Genomic DNA, 18,494 nt, shown 5'->3' with positions numbered 1-18,494 from the left:
GAGTTGATATGGGACAGGAACAAAATCAACTGGTGGTCATGGTGGGCTTGCCGGCTTCCGGGAAATCAACTGTAACCCGGGACTATCAGTGCAGGGGTTATGGAGTGGTAAACCCTGATAGTATTCGCCTGCGCTTCGGAATTCAGTACAGCGGTGAGCTGGAAAAGGAAATCTGGACTATTGCCTATGCGGAGCTGAAGGGTTTTTTAAAACTGGGAAAGGATGTAGTGTTTGATGCCACTAATTTGACCCGGACACAGCGGAAACCCTTAATAAAAATTGCCAAAAGTTATGGAGCTAAGGTCACCGCTCATACTTTGTCCACCCCTTTGGAACTGTGTTTAGAAAGAAATGAGAATCGGGATGCTCCGGTCCCCAGGGAGACCATTATTAAAAAAGAAAAGATGCTGGTCCCCCCTTCCCCAGAGGAGGGTTTTGACCAGATATTAGTAACCCGGGGCTGAATTAAAAGTAAATACAACAGGATAATGCTAATTTCATCTTTATCTACTGATACGCAATTTCCGACTTTTCCCGGGAAATAATCAGAAATATGTCAGTCGGTTTTCACTTTGGCAGAAAAAGCAGGATTTTTTAGTTACGGGGGAGAATAAGGCACTATGTCCTGTTATTGGATATATACTCGGGTGTTAACCCGGGAGAAATGGATTATGAAGGAAGTGAAACCGGTGGCAGTAGAGACCCGTGAAGAAATTTTTTCCCTTTCAGGAAGGGATGTAAGGCTGTTGGTAGTAAAGGATATAGAGGCCCTGGTAACTAATCCCGACGATGAGGATAATATTCCTTACTGGGCGGATATATGGCCGGCCTCGCGGATTATGGCTTCTTATATCTGGGAGGAGATGGAATTTCAGGGGGAAGAAGTCCTGGAATTGGGCGCCGGCCTGGGCCTTCCGGGAATTGTAGCCGGTTTGAAGGGTGCTGAAGTGACCTTTTCCGACTATAAGCAGGATGCCTTGGAAATTACGCTGATTAACGCAGAGAATAATGGGGTGAAGGGTGCTGAAACCTACCTGGGGGACTGGCGGGATTTTCGTTTGGATAAGAAATTTGACTGGATATTGGCATCTGATATCCTGTATAACCCCCGGCTTAATCCATTTGCGGAGAAGATTCTTCTGGCTAACTTGAAAGAGAAGGGGAGCCTATTGGTTTCCCATGCCCGGAGGCCTTCTACCTATGAGGCTCTGGAAAGGCTGAAGCATCTTGGCGGCTTTCAGGAGGAAGTCAGGGAGGTGGCTATTACCCTGGAGGACGAATATTACCCCAACTATATGATTTCCCTGCACCGACTGCAAAGAAAGGAGAAACATGTTTAAAGTTCTGCTTTTTGACCTGGACGGGACACTGATTGAAGTGGATATGAGGATTTTTGTGAAAGAATATTTTCAAAAACTGGGCCTGCATTTGAGCCCGGTGATTTCTCCTCAGGAGTTGAAAGAGCATTTAGGATATGCCACTCATCAGATGATTCTAAATCAGGACCCTGCTAAAACAAATAAGGAGGTTTTCTGGGAGGTTTTTTTAGAAAGAGTAGAAAAGCCATTGGACCTTCTGGAACCTTTAATTGATAAGTTTTACCGGCATAAATTTAAAGAACTAAAGGCCTTTACCAGCTGTAAACCCGAAGCCCGGAAAGTGGTGGGCATGGCGGCCTCTCTAAATTTTGACCTGGTTCTGGCCACAAATCCTGTTTTTCCATCTTCAGCCATCTATCAGAGGATGAATTGGGGTGGGGTGGACAGTTTTGATTACAAGCTGGTCACCACCTATGAGAACATGCATTTCTGTAAGCCTAATCCCCAATATTATTTGGAGATTTTGGATAAAGTGGGTGCCAGGCCCCAAGATTGTATTATGATTGGAAATGATGTGGATGATGATTTGTGTGCTGCACAGGTGGGTATTAAAACCTACCTGGTGGAGGACTTTCTGATCAACCGCAGCAAACGGTCCATAGATGCGGATTACCGGGGCAGCTTGAAGGATTTACCGGAGTTTTTGGAGAAAATTGCCCCCAACAACCGGGGAAGCTGAGTCGTTACTATAATATTTGTAAAAAAATGAAACTTGGAGGGGTTAACAATGAATAAGAAAAAGAAAAAAAACAAAACGGGGCCGAGAAATCCTCTTGCGGATAAACCTATAGAAAAATTATTGAATGTTTTGATATCTGAAGGGGTAAGCGATGAATATGATCCGGTCATGGAGGTGTTATTGGAGCGAAAGCAGGAGGCTGTAGCCAAAATCACAGAACAATTACGGCTTATGGAAGGGGTGCAGGAACTTTCGGTCATGAGTGAAGCTCTGGCCCTGCTGTGTGAGGATGAGATAGAGTATAATAAATTTTTAGAAGAGGTTTTTAAAGCGGATCCTCAAAAAGCTGATTTGATGATTTCCGGTTATTGGCGGCTCCCTAAAATTACGGAAAGCGGCTGGATCTGGGAAAGGGTGAAGAAAGCATTCTCTTCTGATGAGAGGGTGGTGTATTACCAGCTTTTGATGGACCGTTTCTTGGACGTTCAAGCCTTGAAAGAAAGCCTACCCTACATTCTCAAGAAAAACCTTTCGGGCCATGTGACCTACTATCGCAAATCTCTGCTTCATTTTTTAACTTACAAGGGGATTTCTCCTATGAAGGAGGAAATTTTAGAGATGCCCCGGGAGGAAGTGATACTTCTTTCAGGAGCCTGGAGTGAGGTGGGCAAGGAGAAGGCCCCTTCTAAAAAGTTTGGGGAGGAACTGATTGAACCCCTGAGTGAGGAGGAACAGCTGCAGCAGCAGCAGGAGCTGCTGCAGTTGGGAGCAGATAAATCAGCAGAAAGCCGGTTGAATGTGCTGCTCTTTGTGAAGAGGGCGCATCCAAAACTAAATCAATATATTCTGCCTTATTTGGAGGCTTCCTCCTGGAGGGTCAGGTTCGAAGCAGTGTATCGGATTTTCCCTCACCAGGATCAACAATATGTGGATAAGCTGTGGGAAGTTTTTGACCGGAAGGATGTTTACATGGAAGAAAAATATGCCGCCATCTCCGTGCTGACCACCTGCGGCCTGGATCTGGTGTTTGACCGTTTGGTGCAGATTATTCGTGATGAGAGTCAGCCTCTGGCAGTGCGTTTTTCTATCCCTGCCTCGGTGATACTTCCCAATCGGGAGATGATGGAGCAGCTTAAGCCTTCAGCTCTGCTGACTAAATGGGTGGAGGTTTTAAGGGAAATTGCTCTGGATACGGAGCAGCCTTTCCTGCTTAGATTTTCGGCGGCCAGCAAATTGTCGGGCACCTATTTGGAAAACTTCACCGCCGGTTGGAGCGGTATGGAAAAACAACTGTACCTGCTGGGAACCGATGTGGATGTTGCTGTGGATGTCTATACTAAATATGGGTTGGATATGGTAGAGCCTCTGGTTTACCTGCATCAGGTGATGCAGGAAAACCGAAGTGAATCCGGCAAAGAAATACAAGTTTTGAAGAACCTGGGCCCGGGAATCAATGAAAAACTTTTGGAAATTCTAAAAGGAAATGATATCATAGCTCAGTACAGCTCGCTCAGGCTGTTGACGATTTTCCCTGAAGAAAAGACAGCGGAGGTTCTTTTGGGGATGCTTCCGGAGGTAATCGAAAAGGAGAGGTTTATGCTGGTGAGGACCATCTCTCAGGCCCTTTCCCATTTCCAGCAGCTGCGGGTAAAAATCGGGGATAGTTTGCTGGAGATATTGAAGATGGATGGTTTGGATGAATATGTGACCCAGTGCCTGGTGACCACTTTGTGTGCCCTGGGACAGCCCCGGGTGCTTCCGGTGCTCTTTGAAAGAATTCTGGAGGGCAAAATTTATGGTGTGGCTTTTGGACAGATGGCGGCAGCGGTGGGCAACTTGTGTCAAGAGCGGCCCCGGGCTTTAGAAGTTATAGAAGAGAAGATGAGTGATGATGAGAATCCACTGCTCAGGGAATTTTCCCAGCAGGTCATGCAGTATTTGATACAGGTAAGGGAAGCGGAAATGCAGCAGCAGCAGATGCAGTAGAGTAACCAAAGAAGCAGGGCCGGTTCTATTTTTTGGCAAGAGTAATATGAATAATAATGTAGAATATCCCGGTGAAAGGATGCAAGAAGATGCTTACCATGAAAGTAAAAGACGTGGTATTTGATCAGACGTTGGGTTCTGTGGTTCTTCTTGTGGACCCAGAAGAAACGAAAATACTTCCCATCTGGGTGGGCTTTTTTGAGGCGCAGGCCATTGCTATCGGCCTTCACCAGGTGGAGACCCCTCGTCCCATGACTCATGATTTGATGAACAACATATGTCAGTCTCTGGGGGCACAGGTCCGTAAGGTTGTGGTTAGCGATGTGGTGGAGGGGACTTATTATGCTTTAATTTATCTAAAAAAAGAGGATCAAGAAATTGTTGCAGATTCCCGGCCCAGCGATGCCATTGCTTTGGCTTTGAAAGCCGGGGTGGAGATTTTGGTCACGGAAAAGGTGATGCAGCAGGCCATGGATATGGAGGAATTAGATGATGAGAAGAAAGAGGAATTGAAGGCCCTGTTGGATTCCCTTAAGCCTGATGATGATGATAAAAAAATACTCCATTAATTAATTCTATGAACGTAGGACATGGGTGTTAAAAATATGATCACCCAAAGAAAATGACAATGACAATTTAACTAAAGAATGTATAAAACCCACTTTGGAAAGAAGAACTTAAAAAAGTTCATTTTCCGGTGGGTTTTTTACATTTAAAAGACTACTTTTCATAAGGCCTTTGGGTCAGGACCTGTTCAATGAAATGCCAGATTTCAGGGCGTTCAAAGCCCCTTCTCCAGGAGGCTGCGCCCGCCAGGTCATATTTTCTCACCAAATGAATCCGGCTGGCCATGGAGGTTTCCTCCTCCAGCCAGGTGCGAAAGCGTCCCTCTTCGGTGGTATATTCCGCGTAGAACTGCCCGGCCTGTTCATCCCAGACAGGTTCTGCTCCCTGCTGTTTTAAAAGGTCTTCAATGCCCCCCATGGAGAGTGCTCGGGAGGAAACCTTAACCTCTCCCCCCTCCCCCGGTTCTTCCTTCCAAAGCCGGGTATAGAAGGGGACCCCTAAGATTAGTTTTTCCGGGGGTACTTCTTCTAAAACAGCCAGCAGGTTTTTTTCCACCCAGGGCAGGGAGGATACCGAACCGGCCACCGGGCTGCTGCCCCAGTGTTCGTCATAGGCCATAACCATGATGTAGTCGGCGGTTTGGGCCAGGGCTTTCCGGTCATATATTTGGGACCAGTGTTTGCTGGAGGAAATAAAAGTTACGTCCACCGACAGGGTCATATCCTGTTCATGGAGCAGTGGGGCCAGTTCTCTGGTAAACTGGACAAAGTTCTCTCTATCCTCCAGGTACATGTTTTCAAAATCCAGATTTATTCCGTTTAATCTATAGAGGTCCGCATAAATCAACAGCTGGTTTATCATATACTGCCGTTTTTGGGGACTGCCCAGCACAGACCGGGTCAGATCCTTGTCGAAGTTGTTGCTGAACAACGCCCATACCTGGCAACCCTGTTCCTGGGCCCAGTCAACATAATCTATGCTGGCCAAGTTGGTGATATTTCCCTCTTCGTCTCTCAGATGAAACCAGGTTGGGGAAATCACGTTTAATCCGGGCATTTCCGGAATTTGCTCTGTATTGGGATTCCTACTGATAATATGCTCCCAGGTGAGGTTAATTTTACCTCCGGTGGGACGCCAGGGTACGAAGCTTTCCCCTTTTTCCCCCTCAAGTATTTCAATTTCCCCCAGGGCTGCGGAACCTTTATGTATGTAACCCAGCTCTCCCTGGGGCCCCTGGACCTTGTAAAAACCCTGCTCCTCTCCAAAAATTACCAGGGGAGTGTTCTCATCTAATCCTTTCAAAGCTGAATCATTAAGAGAAGGCCCCCGGCGTAAAATTCCTCGAACTGCTGTTACACGGCCGGTTAAATAAGGCTGGTTAAGCCGCTTTAGCAGCACCCTATCTTCTTCAGGAAACACCTGTAGTTGGACTTCATAAAAGCCTGCCAAAAATGACAGGGGCACAAAGGTTTGTCCCCCTTCAACCGTCACCGGAAACCGCAGGTTCACCGGGAGGCTGTTCACCTGGGCAGACAGCCTGTCCTTTTCCAGGTAGACTGTCTTATGGGCGGTGGTCACAATCAGGGTTTCCTCCCCGGGATGCCAGACAGCCGAGGGGTCTAAGTATTCTTGAAAGATATGTAATGGGACTGCCACTTCTTCCCCCTTCCGGATTAAATTTTTCCCTGCAGCCACCACCTGGCCGTCAATCACCAGGGAGTGCACTCTAGGGGCGTGAAGGGGATTATGTTCTGATAACAGGTAAAAAAAAGCAGCGGTGGAAAGTGAAAGCCCCACCAGGCCCAGAAGAATAAGGGGTAAGATAAAGCCGGTGAAAAAATTGGGTTTTTGGGTCCTTTGATGGGGGTTATGCATAAGTCCCTCCTGTTTTAGTTCAATTTACCTCTGACGTTTATGGTTTATATTATATCAAACTCCCGATTGGTTTTTCATCTGATATAATAAAATTAAAATAATTTGTCCCTGAGGAAAACTAAATGGTTCTTGGGTTCGTCTAAGGTAATAGAAAGCAAAAGGGGGTGCAGCCCTATGATGAAACCACAGCTGGAAGAAACAGCGGAAATTAAGGAAAAGGACAGGGTCAGGCTGGTTAATAAGGCTCAAAAGGGTAATGAGAAGGCTTTTTTGGAGTTGTTTCAACCTGTGGAGGGGTTGATATACCGGACAGCTTATATGTATATGAATAACCGGGAGGATGCCCTGGATGTGGTGCAGGAAGCTGCCTGTCGTTCTTTTGCTTCTATTAAAAATTTGAGGGAACCGGAACATTTTAAAGCCTGGGTAGTTCGTATCGCCATAAACTGTGCCCTGGATGAAATTCGGAAACAAAAGAAAGTGATCAGCCTGGAATCCCTTTCTTTAAAGGAAACTCTGGAGGCCGCCGATGACCCGGACCTCTCTCTTTCTCTCTCCCTGCTGGACCTTCTGAAAACTCTGCCGGAGAGAAACAAAACGATAGTGCTGTTAAAATATTATCATGATTTTACTCTACAGATGATCTCGGAGGCTATGGACCTTCCGCTGGGCACTGTTAAAACCATACTTTATCAATCCCTGAAAAAGCTCAGGGTAAAAGTAGGGGAGGATTTGAACTATGAATAAAATTAAAAAGGCAATTGACAGCATAGAGCTGCCGGAGGATTTGAGCCGGAGAAGTGCCTTGGGAGTAAAGAAAGCGAAAAAGCAAATGTTTCCCTCTAAAAACCTCTTTCGTTATGGTGCTATTTTTGGTGGGTTGGCGGCTTCCCTGCTGTTTTTGATGGTTGTTTCTATGGATTTTCTGCCTCTGGGGGGAGGCCTGGATATCTTTAGGGGCAGCAAAGTAGCTTCTGATGATAACCAGGACATGGTTTTCATGGAATCTGCGGCGGTTGAGGAATCTGATGGAGTAGGCCTGGCAATGGTGGGCAGCCGGGAAAATTTATATCGGTTGGTGGTTTCCGGAGAGAAAATATATTTAGAGGAGGTCCCTTATTCTAATTATTTAATCATCGATGCCTTTGATTTGGACCGTCCCCAGGAGGGGGTGAATGTGGAATCCTTGCTGGACTCTTCGGAAAATATAATTATGTTTGAAGACAGGCTTTTCATTGAAGTTAAAGAACGGACTTCCGGTGATCTGGAATATGATGAGAAAAGTACCACAATCTTTTTCTTTGGACTTGAGGGTAACCGCCTGGTTTATCGGGGCAGGGGCCGGTTCCCGGCACGGCTTATTAATTCCTGGGGAAAACATTTTTTTTACCCGGATAGTTAAAAAAATTTAATTTAAATTAGAGGTTTTGTAGTTCTAAAATTGTTCTCAAGGGTTCTTCCGGGAGATATAATGAGGGTAGATTTCTTAAATATAGAATTTAAATATTGGAAAACAAGGGGAGGGGTATTATTAATGAATTTTAAAAAGGTTTTTGCAGCAGTTCTAATTGTGGGGATAGTGTTGGGAGCAACTCTTTTATTGTTGAGTTCCATGGGGGTTCCTTTTTTGTATATGGCCGGCAGCGGCATGAAGAGCTTTGACGACTCTGCTCCCATGATGGGAAACATAGAATACAGCGCGATGGAAGAAAGTTATGATATGGATGGAGGTTATTACGACGATGTAGAAATGAGAGAATCATTACCGGAGGTGCCTTGGGAAGAATCCGGTAAAGTGGATGGCGATAAGAAAATATGGTGGGGAGATATGAATCTGAAAGTTGAAAATCTGGAGGAAGCCATAAATTTGATTGAAGAAAAGGCCCATGAGATGGGAGGTTTTGTTTCCGACTCTTATGTAAACCGTCGGGACAGGAATTTCCGCACCGCCAGTATAACCTTAAGGGTACCGGTTAAGGAGTTTCGGGCCCTGATGACAGAGGTGTCTAAAGTAGGGGAACTGGAGAGCAGCGGTACTTCCGGGGAGGATGTGACCCGGCAGTATATAGATATGGAGGCCCGCCTTAACAACCTGACCGCCCAGGAAAAGCGGTTGTTGGAAATTTTGGATTTAAGTGAGACGGTGGAAGAGATATTGATGGTGGAAATGGAGCTGCAGCGGGTTCGGGGACAAATTGAGGTGCTTACTGCTGATTTTAATTACTTAAGGAACAGGGTTGACCTGTCTACCCTTTCAATCTATCTTACAGAATCCCCTCTGGCTTCTCCGGGGGTAACTAGTCCTAAAATAGGAGAAATTATTTCCAATGGTTATCGTTCTTTGATAAACAGCATTAACGGCATTCTCATCTTTGGCGGGGAATTTGTTATTTTTATCATGGGAGCCATCCCCTATCTGTTATTGATTTCGGCGGTAGTGGCGGCTGTGGTGCTGATACGCAGGGCTCGAGGAAATAAAGGTAATGATACTCTGCCCCCGGCTGCTTGATTAAACTTATCCCCTTGATAATTATGGTTTTGTAGGGCATAATAGGAACCAAGATTAACAGTCAAGAAAGAAAAGCTGTAATAATGTTATGTTAATTAGCCGGAGGAGAAATAATGCTCAAAAATGTAGGCAGGATCGATCAGGTTATTCGTTTTTCGGTAGGTTTGGTTGTGCTGTTTTTGACCTTTTGGGGACGGGTCCACGGTAGATTGGGTTTGTTATTGGCCGCACTGGGGATCTATCTGCTTATGAGCGCTTTACTGCAGTATTGTCCATTTTACCGACTGCTGAAATTTTCCACCGGAAAATAAGAAAATGTAAAAATTAGAAAAATAAAAACCGATGAGATTATAATCTCATCGGTTTTATTTTTTAATGGAACGGGTTATGCCTTCCTGGCACTTGGAACAGTACAGCAGATGAGTGCAGTATGAATTGGTAATAGTCTCTTCTTCCTGGGTAAGTTGAAAAAAATTTTGGTCGGCATCTGGTGCATAGCGGTCCAGGTGGCTGCTCAGGACTCCCCGGTCCTCCAGGGGGCTCCCACACTGATAGCAGTTTTCCTGGGGTCGAATGCTGCCGCTGCACATGGGACAGTTTTTTTCCATGGACAAGAATCCTCTCCTTGTAAACTAAACTTTTAATATCTTGCCCTTGGAGTTCTTACTTATACTGATTTTTTTAATTTTGACGAGGTCATTCCTCCGATAATGGCATAATCTTCTGTAGGAAGGTAGAATGCGGCAGATTGGTTAAAAAGAATGTTTCCGGAGGCAGGCATTTCATGGTCTCCCAGCCATAATATGTAAACAATCGGCACCATGGGAAAAACTGAGATTTTAAAGCTTAAATCACCCATCTCCATCTTTTCTCCGCCCAATTTTAAGCTGGCCTTTTCAAAGCCTTGGGGGTTTTTGCCAAAGGTCCCTATAAAGGGATAGTAGGCTCGTCCTTTAAAGGGATCTACATAAATGCTGCCGCCGGGAATATCCCGGAAGGGAATCCAGTGTTCCGACAGGGGAATTCCCTGAGAGTTGATCAGGTAATGGAGTACCAGGATTTTTTCATTTATGGGCATTTCCTCCTGGCGGTCCTTATAAGATACCTCTCCTGCGGGGTAGGTGACTACCACATCTTCATTGAAAAATTGAAGTATAAAACAGCTGTTTTCCGGGTCGAATCGGGACTGACTTTTCCAGGTTATTTCCTCCGCCGGAAGTTGGGAAAATTCCTGGCAGGCCTTGTTCAGGGTGACATCCAAATGCATATAGGTAGACAAGTTGGTTCCTCCTCTTGATAAGGATTAAATATATATTAATGATAACATAAAGTGAAAATAATGACAAATGCCCGGAGCCTAAAAAATATGAAACCTTCTCCCTTACTCAGGCTGTTTTTTAAAGGATTCAAAGTAAGTACTTAAAACCAGCGGCTAAAGAAAACCCCGGCTTATACTGCAGCCGGGGCTAACATTTTTTTGGACACGAATTCTACCAGGTCAACCACTCGAACGGAGTAACCCCATTCGTTGTCGTACCAGGAGATTACCTTTACCAGGTCGTCTCCCATGACCATGGTGGAGAGAGTATCTACTACAGTTGAATATGGGCTTCCTTTATAATCGATGGAAACCAGGGGTTCGTCGGAGACACCCAGGATTCCTTTCATCTTTCCCCGGGATTCTTGGGTAAAGGCAGCGTTTACTTCGTCGGCGTTGGTTTTCTTTTTTAGGTGAGCTACGAAGTCAATCAAGGATACTGTAGGGGTAGGCACTCTGATGGCCATACCGTCCAGTTTGCCCTTTGCTTCCGGTACTACCAGGGAAACAGCTTTGGCGGCGCCGGTGGTGGTGGGGATGATGGACAGGTTGGCGGCCCGGGCCCTTCTGGGATCATCGTGGGGAAGGTCCAAAAGCTGTTGGTCATTGGTATAAGCATGGGCGGTCATCATTACACCTTTTTCAATGCCAAATTTTTCCTCTAAAATCTTGACGATAGGGGCCAGGGCGTTGGTGGTGCAGGAAGCGTTGGAGATAATTTCATGTTCTTCCTTCAAATCTTCTTGGTTTACTCCCATTACCACAGTAACATCCATGTCTTTTCCCGGTGTAGTGAGGATTACTTTTTTTGCTCCCCCCACCAGGTGTTCTTGAAGTTCGCCCCGGGTTTTAAATCTTCCGGTGGCTTCGATGACGATATCCACATCGTATTCTTTCCAGGGGATCTTTTCCGGTCTCATTTGGTGAAAGAAATTGATTTTTCGGCCGTTGACGGTGATAGAATCTTCATCGTTGTATTTGATATCTCCTTGAAACTTGCCGTAGAGGGAATCATATTTAAAAAGATGTGTCAGGTTCTTTGTGGAACCCAGGTCGTTGATGGCGGTGATGGCAATATTTTGGTATTCCTGGGCAATTCTTAATACATTGCGTCCAATTCTTCCAAAACCATTAATTCCTATTTTTACGGGCATAAGATTTCTCTCCTTTAACTATACTAAAATAAAATACTTTTTTAAGTTTTCCCTTTTTATATTTAAAATAATCCTTTTAGATAAGGAAACTTGACAGAGAAGGTTCTTTATAGGAGAATAAGTAATAGTTACAGGATAAGGAAGGGGGTTATAATTTGAAGGTAATAGTAAACGGAGCAGGAGGAAACATGGGTAAAGAAGTTGTTCGGGCTGTATACGCCCAGGATGACTTGGAGCTGTGTGGGGCTGTGGACATGGGTGAAGTGGGTAAGGACGTCGGAGAATTGTGCGGCTTGGGTTGTATCGGAGTCCAAATTACAGATGACCTTGATTATACTATAAAGAGATTACAGCCTCAGGTGGTGGTTGATTTTACTACGCCCTTTGTGGTGATGAAAAATATAGAAATTACCATGAGCAGCGGAGTTAATATGGTGGTGGGAACCACCGGGATTACAGGTGTGGATCTGGAAAAAATTCGTCTGAAAGCTGCTCAAAACAATGTTAAGGCGGTTATCGCCCCAAACTTTGCTCTGGGGGCAGTGATGATGATGAACTTTGCCCGTCAGGCAGTTCGTTATTTTGATAGTGTTGAAATTATTGAAATGCATCATGATCAAAAAGTGGACGCCCCCTCCGGTACCGCTTTGAAAACGGTGGAGATGATCCTGGAGCAGAAGGATTCCCCGGCCGCCGCTTTAGTTCAGGAATTGGAAAAAATTCCTGGGGTCAGAGGCGGGGAAATGGGTGGGATTAAAATCCACAGTATTCGTCTTCCGGGGTTGGTAGCGCACCAGGAAGTTATTTTTGGAGGTTTGGGTCAGACTCTGATTATTCGTCATGATTCCTTGAACCGCACCTCTTTCATGCCCGGTGTGATTATGGCCATAAGAAAGCTTTCCCAGATTGAAGGAGTAGTATACGGCCTTGAAAACCTTCTGTAAACTATTGTGTATGCTTAATAAATTGCAAGAAAATTAATATATACTTGAATCACTATGTGCCCTCTTTTGCATATGCTGTAGTAAACGGGGGTGTTTCTTATGATCTTAAAAGAAAAAAAAATTGTCTTTTTGATCTGTGATATGCCTGATTTGAGTGATAGAGTTGTGGAGGAAATACAAAAGATGTTGGAGGTCGGGGCCAGGATCAGGGCCTATCTGGTGAGTTCTAATGCCGGGGTCAAGGTAAGAAGTTCTCTAAAGAAGAAGTTGAATTTAATGGGAGTCTCCTTTGAAGAGATCCCTGAGTCTTTTAATTTGATAGGGCATGATTATGTAAAGGAAATGGATCTTTTGGTGGCTGCCCCTTGCCCCCCCTGGTTATGGAAACAGCTGGTGAGCCTTAGGCTTCCGGAACGGGTATCCCTGGTGGTAGCCCCGGCGGGCTTGGATGCCGGTACCCGGGATTTAATCTGCTATTTGGGAGACCTTATGAAAAAGGAGAGGACTTATTTTGTCCCTTTTGGGCCGGTCTTCCTTAAACCGGAGGAGGCATTGGCCGCCGGTTCAGGAGAGAGGGTTGGATCTTTTTTGTCCCGGATGGAACTTTTAAAGGAAACAGCTCAAGCTGCCGCGGATAATCTTCAGATAGAACCATATCTATTAGTACTTGAGACTCTCCCTCATTAGATTATCAGTTATATCTTCTATCTCTGGGAAGGAGTAATTCATGTCGCAGAAAATACCTCGTTTCATATTAAACCGAACCAAGAAAGCTCTGTTGGATTATAAGATGATACAGCAGGGAGATAAGATTGCTGTGGGAGTTTCCGGGGGGAAAGACAGCCTGATTTTGCTGATGGTGCTTCGTTACCTGCAAAAATCTTTGAGGAAACTGGACTTTAAGCTGTGGGCAGTAACCATAAACCTGGGTTTTGAGGTGGATTACGGCCCACTGGCCAGTTTTTGTAAGAACCTGGGAGTTCCCTATGAGCAGGTGGATACCCGGATCGGGCCTGTAATCTTTGAGACTCGAAAGGAGAAAAATCCCTGTTCCCTGTGTTCCCGGATGCGCCGGGGGGCCTTGGATGACCGAGGGAAAGAATTAGGATGTAATAAGGTTGCCCTGGGACATAATCTAGATGACGCCATTGAGACTCTGTTTATGAGCATGTTCTTTGAGGGAAGGACTCGAACCTTTTTACCCCGAATGTACCTGGATAGGAAGGATCTTACCTTGATTCGCCCCTTGGTCTATGTTCCGGAAAAAAACTTGAGTATTATGGCCCGGGAAAAATTTCTGCCGGTGCTGAAGAACCCTTGTCCGGCTTCGGGTAAAACTAAGAGGCAGTTGGTGAAGGAAATTATTGACCATGTGGAGGAGAAGGTTCCCAGGGTGAAGCACCGCCTGTGGCTGGCATTACAGAGAATTGAGACAGACCATCTGTGGCCCAATCTGGAGTATGAAGAATTTGATTTTGAAGCACTGGAATAATATCTAGATGGTTTTTACTTGTTCATTAGGAATTTCCATTTCTGAGAAACAGGATTTTTCCATGATTTCGATGAAATTATTGGTAAGTGTTGGGTCAAACTGAGAACCTTTTCCCTTTTCTAGTTCCTTGATGGCTTCTTCATGGGACAGGGTTTTCCGGTAGGGGCGCTGACTGGTCATACTGTCGTAGGCATCGATAATAGCTAAAAGCCGGCACAGGTAGGGGATTTCTTCCCCCATCAGCCCTGAAGGATAGCCGTTTCCGTTCCACCACTCGTGATGGTGCAGTATATACTGTGCCAGAGGGGCCATTTTTGGTGAAGCCGAGGCGATGCGAAAACCTGTTTCCGGGTGTTTTCTTATTATTTCTATTTCTTCGGCTGTTAAGATATCCGGCTTTTTTAGAATTTCCTCAGGCACCCCAACTTCGCCAATATCGTGAAATGCTGCCAAGGTTTTTAGGTTATGAAATTCATCCTGGCTTAGTTTAATATTCTCGGCCGTGGCTATATAAGAAATTAATTTTTCCAGTCTTTCAGAATGTCCCTGGGAAATGTGGTTTTTCTTATGAAGGGAGGTCAGCATGGTTTGGACCAGGGTAAGCTGAATGCTCTCTCTTTTACCCAGTTTATCCCGGTACATGGCATCGTCGGCTTCTTGAAAAGTTTTGGTCAGTGTTTTTTCCTTATTATAGGTACATGCCGTTCCGAAGGACATGCTCAAGGGAAGGTCCGGATATTCGGCATTATATTTTTTTACATATTGGTTTATCCGTTCTACCGCTTCAAATGCAGTTTCCCGGTCGGTCTCCGGAAGAACTACGGCAAATTCATCCCCTCCAATTCTAGCGGCCATATCCGAAGAACGGAGGGTGGAACGAAAAGCCTTGGCTGCATTTTTTAGCAGCTGGTCTCCTTTATCATGCCCCAGGGTGTCGTTGATAAATTTAAGGCAGTTTACGTCGGATACGATGATGCTTACCGGTCTAAAACGGGGGTTTTGCAGCCGGTTCATTTCCTCTTCAAAATAGTTTCTATTGAAAAGCCCGGTTAGTACATCCCGGGTATTTAAGTATTTCAGGTGCTTTTCATAGCTTTTCTGTTTTGTAATATCTCTATCGGTGCTGTACATATAAATAGGTTTTTTCATATTATCCAGCAGAAATACCCGGGAACTCTGCAGCCAAATGTATTCTCCATTTTTTTTCATGAACCGGTATTCCTTGGAACAGCTGACGGCATTTTGATCTAAATTTAGGGGTTTTAGCATGGTTACGTTTTTTTCCATTTCAGTCAGGTTAAATTTGTCTTCTTCGGGCATCAGAAGATTTATTTCATCTAAGTTCATATGCAGTAATTCCTTTGGAGTATAACCCAGGACTGTTTCAGCAGCCCGGTTGATATAATCCAGCTTACCGGTTTTAAAATTTATTCGGTAAATAATATCCTGGGACAGTTCGGAAAAAAATTGAAACTTATTAGAGGAGTCCTGCCTTTCCTGAAGCAGAGAGAAGTTTCGCCACAGGGTTAAGAGAAAAATAGTTGTAGAAACCAAAATTAAAACCGCAGCTACTAAGGGGTACGGATTTAAAAAAACAGCAATCATAATGATTAATAGGGAGTGTGCCAGGGTCAGGCCTAACAGGTATTTTTTGTCCATAATTAATCATCTCCAGAAAAACTTTGATGGAAAGGATATCCGCTTAATTTCTATAGATATCTTTAATATCCTCTATTTTAATTAAATATTTTAATTTTTTTAATCCACTCTAAGATGTAGTGTAGAGCTTGTGCATTATTTTTCAGGCGGTGTCCGGCTCCCTCAATGAGGAACAAATCTTTGGGCCGGGAGGCTGCTCTGAAGAGATCAATGGCCTGCTCCGGGGGTATTATTTCATCCTCTGTCCCGTGAATAATCAGCACCGGACGGGGAGATATTTTCTCTATATTTTCCAGAGGGCGCAAAGACAGGGCCCTGTTCAACCAGGCCTTTGGGTCGGGGGGGAAACCGGCGTCTCGAATAATTCCGATCTTCCTCAATCTTTTCAGAGTCTCCTCCAGCCTGCTTTCGTTAATCAGCAGGTTGAAATCTGCCGGGCAGGCCAGTGAAACTACTGCGTGAATTTGAGGATTCCGGGAGGCAGTATAGATGGATACGGCAGCCCCTCCACTGAACCCTACCAAGATGACACGGTCTTTTTGAATACCGGGGTGCTGAAAGATATAGTCCAGCACTGTCCGTAAATCTTCTGTCCATTCCCCTAAATCAAAGTTCCCACCGCTTTCTCCGGTGCCTCTAAAATTAAAGGTGAAGGTGGCAAAGCCCTTCTGGCTGAACCACTGGGCCAGCTTTGGGTAGTTTTCGAGAAGGCTTTCCTTTCCCGGTCCATCAGCCCGCACTGGATTGTCAAGGGCCGCCCTTCCTCCGGGGATGCCGTGGCACAGGCAGATGGCGGGAAGCCGGCTTTTTCTGATTGTTTCATTTTTGGGCAGGAAGACTTTTCCTTGAAGCAGAATATCCTCCTGGGTGACTCGGTCCTTAACTGTAAGGGTGAATGAGGTTTCCTCAAGATTTATGAACGTCATCGGGAACAACCCTCCTGACTTATATTCTATGCTGTTTGGAAAATGTTGTCAATGGCTTTTGGAAAAATAAAAGCTATAATGTTTTAATTAATTTGTTGTTAATTTTTAGATTATCCCTTGATATGCATAGACTTTCACTGGTTAGTAAGGTATAATTATCCATAAAGAAATAGAGAGGTGTAACTTTTGCGGCAAGGCATAATTTAACTTATTTTACAGATAATAATTTGGAGCAGTCAAAAATGGCTGTTTTTCATGTTTTAAGGGAAAATATGCCATAATAAGTTTTTTTTCGACAATATTATATCAGGAGGTTGATAAAATGGCGGAGATTAAATTTGGAACTGATGGCTGGAGAGCTATTATTGCCCAGGAGTTTACCTTTGAGAATTTAAGGCTGGTTGCCCAGGCTATAGTCAACTACATAAAGGATAACAAATTAGAAAAAAGGGGAATAATGATAGGTTTTGACAATCGTTTTCTTTCAGAGGAATTTGCCCAGGCGGTGGCAGAAGTGTTTGCAGGTAATTCTATAAAGGTTTTTCTGGCTCCCCATGGGGTCCCTACTCCGGCGGTAGCCTATACGGTGAAGGTAAAAGAACTGGCTGGGGCTGTAATGCTGACTGCCAGCCATAATCCTCATCAATATCATGGGATTAAGTTTATACCCCATTATGCCGGTCCGGCCATGCCGGATATTACGGATCAGATTGTAGCAAACGTCAGGAAGCTGCAGGAAAATACTGAAATTAATATATTGGAACGGGATGAAGCTGAAAAGTTGGGATTTATATCTCTATCCCAGCCGCAGAATAATTATCTCTATCATCTACAAAGCCTGTTGGACACAGATGCCATTAAGAATTCAGGGCTAAAGGTAGTGGTAGATCCCATGCACGGGGCAGGAATTGGTTATCTGGATAAATTTTTGATATCTATGGGAGTTTCGGTCATTACTATAAATTCCAGCCGGGATGCTTATTTTGGTGGGCTGCTGCCGGATCCGGCGGAGGATAACCTGTCTTCTTTGAGGTTTAAAGTCAGGGAAAATGAAGCGGATCTGGGATTGGCCTTAGATGGGGATGCAGACCGTATGGGTATAATGGACAGCCGGGGCAATTACTATAGCCCAAATCAGATTCTTATTATGGTGATGCATCATTTGATCAAAAACAGGAAATGGAAGGGTACTGTTGCCCGGACGGTGGCTACCACCCATATGCTGGACAGAATTGGCATGGAACATAATGTTGAGGTGGTGGAGACTCCGGTGGGGTTTAAGTACATAGGAAATGCCATGTTAAAAAAAGGAGCCTTTCTGGGGGGCGAGGAAAGTGGCGGCATAAGTATTAGAGGCCATGTACCTGAAAAAGACGGTATATTGGGCTGCCTCTTGTTCATGGAAATTTTGGCTGTGGAGGGTAAGGAGCCTGAAGTAATTTTAGAGGAGATTTATAAAGAATATGGCCCGGTGGTCAGCCGACGTCTGGATATTCACTGTACTCAACAGAAAAAGGAAAAGGTTCTGGAGACTTTAAAGCATTATGACCCCGGCATGATTTGTGGTAAGCAGGTATTGACAGCTAACCGCATAGATGGTTGGAAGTTTCTGCTGGAGGACGGCAGCTGGTGTTTAATTAGAGTTTCAGGGACGGAACCGGTGTTCCGCATTTATGCGGAGGCGGCGGCGGAGGCTAATGTGGTGGCCATTCAGAGGGAAGTAAAAGAATATCTGAATCTGTAGGAAGCAGAAAACAGGGATCAGGAAACAGGAAGAATGCAGGGGGCCGGAAGCAGGAGAACCGTCTCTCTGCTTTTTTCTAATTATTTTTCAGAATATTAAAAATAATTAGAAAACATTAACAAAATTTTTTACAGTGTTGAATTCTTTAATCCTTTTATAAGTGGGCCTCACAGACGAAATGCGGGAGAGATGAAAAGAAAATTAATACATTATGTATACTAATTGTTAAATATTGTTTAAGAAAATTAACCTTTATATGGTA

19 protein-coding genes are annotated in these 18,494 nt (G+C 44.7%); 13 read left to right on the top strand and 6 right to left on the bottom strand.

From position 1 onward, the window contains the following. Positions 1–8: 8 nt before the first annotated feature. The 5 genes from HUE98_RS15910 (at position 9) to HUE98_RS15890 (ending at position 4,613) form a co-directional block, all read left to right on the top strand. Complete coding sequence (locus HUE98_RS15910; protein WP_241421576.1) at positions 9–464, top strand: ATP-binding protein; 456 nt, start codon at positions 9–11, stop codon at positions 462–464. A gap of 207 nt (positions 465–671) precedes the next feature. Then, positions 672–1,340, top strand: coding sequence for a class I SAM-dependent methyltransferase (locus tag HUE98_RS15905; protein ID WP_241421575.1), 669 nt, complete (start codon positions 672–674; stop codon positions 1,338–1,340). Continuing rightward, positions 1,333–2,058, top strand: a complete 726-nt coding sequence (locus tag HUE98_RS15900) for an HAD family hydrolase (protein ID WP_241421574.1) — start codon at positions 1,333–1,335, stop codon at positions 2,056–2,058. The genes HUE98_RS15905 and HUE98_RS15900 overlap by 8 nt, the downstream gene beginning before the upstream one ends. Positions 2,059–2,106: 48 nt before the next feature. Continuing rightward, positions 2,107–4,044 (top strand): hypothetical protein, encoded by a 1,938-nt coding sequence (locus HUE98_RS15895; protein ID WP_241421573.1) that lies wholly within the window; start codon positions 2,107–2,109, stop codon positions 4,042–4,044. An 89-nt stretch (positions 4,045–4,133) separates the two neighbouring features. After that, on the top strand, positions 4,134–4,613 hold the full coding sequence (locus HUE98_RS15890; protein ID WP_241421572.1) for a bifunctional nuclease family protein: 480 nt from the start codon (positions 4,134–4,136) through the stop codon (positions 4,611–4,613). A gap of 151 nt (positions 4,614–4,764) precedes the next feature. Here the strand turns inward: HUE98_RS15890 and HUE98_RS15885 are convergent, their stop codons facing one another. Continuing rightward, complete coding sequence (locus HUE98_RS15885) at positions 4,765–6,486, bottom strand: glycosyl hydrolase family 18 protein (protein WP_241421571.1); 1,722 nt, start codon at positions 6,484–6,486, stop codon at positions 4,765–4,767. A gap of 174 nt (positions 6,487–6,660) precedes the next feature. On the opposite strand from HUE98_RS15885, the gene HUE98_RS15880 reads away from it, so the two are divergent. From HUE98_RS15880 to HUE98_RS15865, 4 genes are all read left to right on the top strand, one after another. Next, the gene (locus HUE98_RS15880) at positions 6,661–7,233 is read left to right on the top strand and encodes a sigma-70 family RNA polymerase sigma factor (protein ID WP_241421570.1); all 573 of its coding nucleotides are present in this window, start codon (positions 6,661–6,663) and stop codon (positions 7,231–7,233) included. Next, complete coding sequence (locus HUE98_RS15875) at positions 7,226–7,888, top strand: beta-propeller domain-containing protein (RefSeq protein WP_241421569.1); 663 nt, start codon at positions 7,226–7,228, stop codon at positions 7,886–7,888. Before HUE98_RS15880 ends, HUE98_RS15875 begins: the two co-directional genes overlap by 8 nt. A 132-nt stretch (positions 7,889–8,020) precedes the next feature. Further along, complete coding sequence (locus tag HUE98_RS15870; RefSeq protein WP_241421568.1) at positions 8,021–8,995, top strand: DUF4349 domain-containing protein; 975 nt, start codon at positions 8,021–8,023, stop codon at positions 8,993–8,995. A gap of 113 nt (positions 8,996–9,108) precedes the next feature. Continuing rightward, positions 9,109–9,306 (top strand): YgaP family membrane protein, encoded by a 198-nt coding sequence (locus HUE98_RS15865; protein ID WP_241421567.1) that lies wholly within the window; start codon positions 9,109–9,111, stop codon positions 9,304–9,306. Between the two features lie 54 nt (positions 9,307–9,360). Here the strand turns inward: HUE98_RS15865 and HUE98_RS15860 are convergent, their stop codons facing one another. The 3 genes from HUE98_RS15860 to gap form a co-directional block, all read right to left on the bottom strand. Beyond that, positions 9,361–9,609 carry a hypothetical protein gene (locus HUE98_RS15860; RefSeq protein ID WP_241421566.1) on the bottom strand — a complete coding sequence of 83 codons (249 nt, stop codon included), beginning with the start codon at positions 9,607–9,609 and terminating at the stop codon, positions 9,361–9,363. A 53-nt stretch (positions 9,610–9,662) separates the two neighbouring features. Continuing rightward, positions 9,663–10,274, bottom strand: coding sequence for a DUF3786 domain-containing protein (locus HUE98_RS15855; RefSeq protein ID WP_241421565.1), 612 nt, complete (start codon positions 10,272–10,274; stop codon positions 9,663–9,665). Positions 10,275–10,444: 170 nt separating this feature from the next. Next, entirely contained in the window at positions 10,445–11,467 is a 1,023-nt protein-coding gene (gene gap, locus HUE98_RS15850) for a type I glyceraldehyde-3-phosphate dehydrogenase (protein ID WP_241421564.1), read from the bottom strand. 155 nt (positions 11,468–11,622) lie between these two features. Here gap and dapB point away from each other — a divergent pair, with 155 nt between their 5' ends. The 3 genes from dapB (at position 11,623) to HUE98_RS15835 (ending at position 13,903) form a co-directional block, all read left to right on the top strand. Next, the gene (dapB, locus tag HUE98_RS15845) at positions 11,623–12,411 is read left to right on the top strand and encodes a 4-hydroxy-tetrahydrodipicolinate reductase (RefSeq protein ID WP_277623687.1); all 789 of its coding nucleotides are present in this window, start codon (positions 11,623–11,625) and stop codon (positions 12,409–12,411) included. Positions 12,412–12,510: 99 nt separating this feature from the next. Then, on the top strand, positions 12,511–13,098 hold the full coding sequence (locus tag HUE98_RS15840; RefSeq protein WP_241421563.1) for an HFCD family protein: 588 nt from the start codon (positions 12,511–12,513) through the stop codon (positions 13,096–13,098). A gap of 40 nt (positions 13,099–13,138) precedes the next feature. Beyond that, entirely contained in the window at positions 13,139–13,903 is a 765-nt protein-coding gene (locus tag HUE98_RS15835) for a tRNA 2-thiocytidine biosynthesis TtcA family protein (RefSeq protein WP_241421562.1), read from the top strand. Positions 13,904–13,906: 3 nt separating this feature from the next. On the opposite strand, the gene HUE98_RS15830 is transcribed toward HUE98_RS15835, so the two are convergent. Both HUE98_RS15830 and HUE98_RS15825 read right to left on the bottom strand, forming a co-directional pair. Next, positions 13,907–15,562 carry a sensor domain-containing diguanylate cyclase/phosphohydrolase gene (locus HUE98_RS15830; RefSeq protein ID WP_241421561.1) on the bottom strand — a complete coding sequence of 552 codons (1,656 nt, stop codon included), beginning with the start codon at positions 15,560–15,562 and terminating at the stop codon, positions 13,907–13,909. A 77-nt stretch (positions 15,563–15,639) separates the two neighbouring features. Next, positions 15,640–16,488: an alpha/beta hydrolase gene (locus HUE98_RS15825; RefSeq protein WP_241421560.1), complete on the bottom strand. Its 849-nt coding sequence runs from the start codon at positions 16,486–16,488 to the stop codon at positions 15,640–15,642. Positions 16,489–16,810: 322 nt separating this feature from the next. Between HUE98_RS15825 and HUE98_RS15820 the strand changes: the two genes are divergently transcribed. Then, on the top strand, positions 16,811–18,232 hold the full coding sequence (locus HUE98_RS15820; protein ID WP_241421559.1) for a phosphoglucomutase/phosphomannomutase family protein: 1,422 nt from the start codon (positions 16,811–16,813) through the stop codon (positions 18,230–18,232). Positions 18,233–18,494: the final 262 nt, after the last annotated feature.

It is taken from the genome of Candidatus Contubernalis alkalaceticus, from assembly GCF_022558445.1.
Classification (GTDB): Bacteria; Bacillota; Dethiobacteria; order SKNC01; family SKNC01; genus Contubernalis; species Contubernalis alkaliaceticus.
The sequence above is the reverse complement of the archived record's forward strand: the minus strand, read 5'-3'. Positions and strand labels throughout refer to the sequence as shown.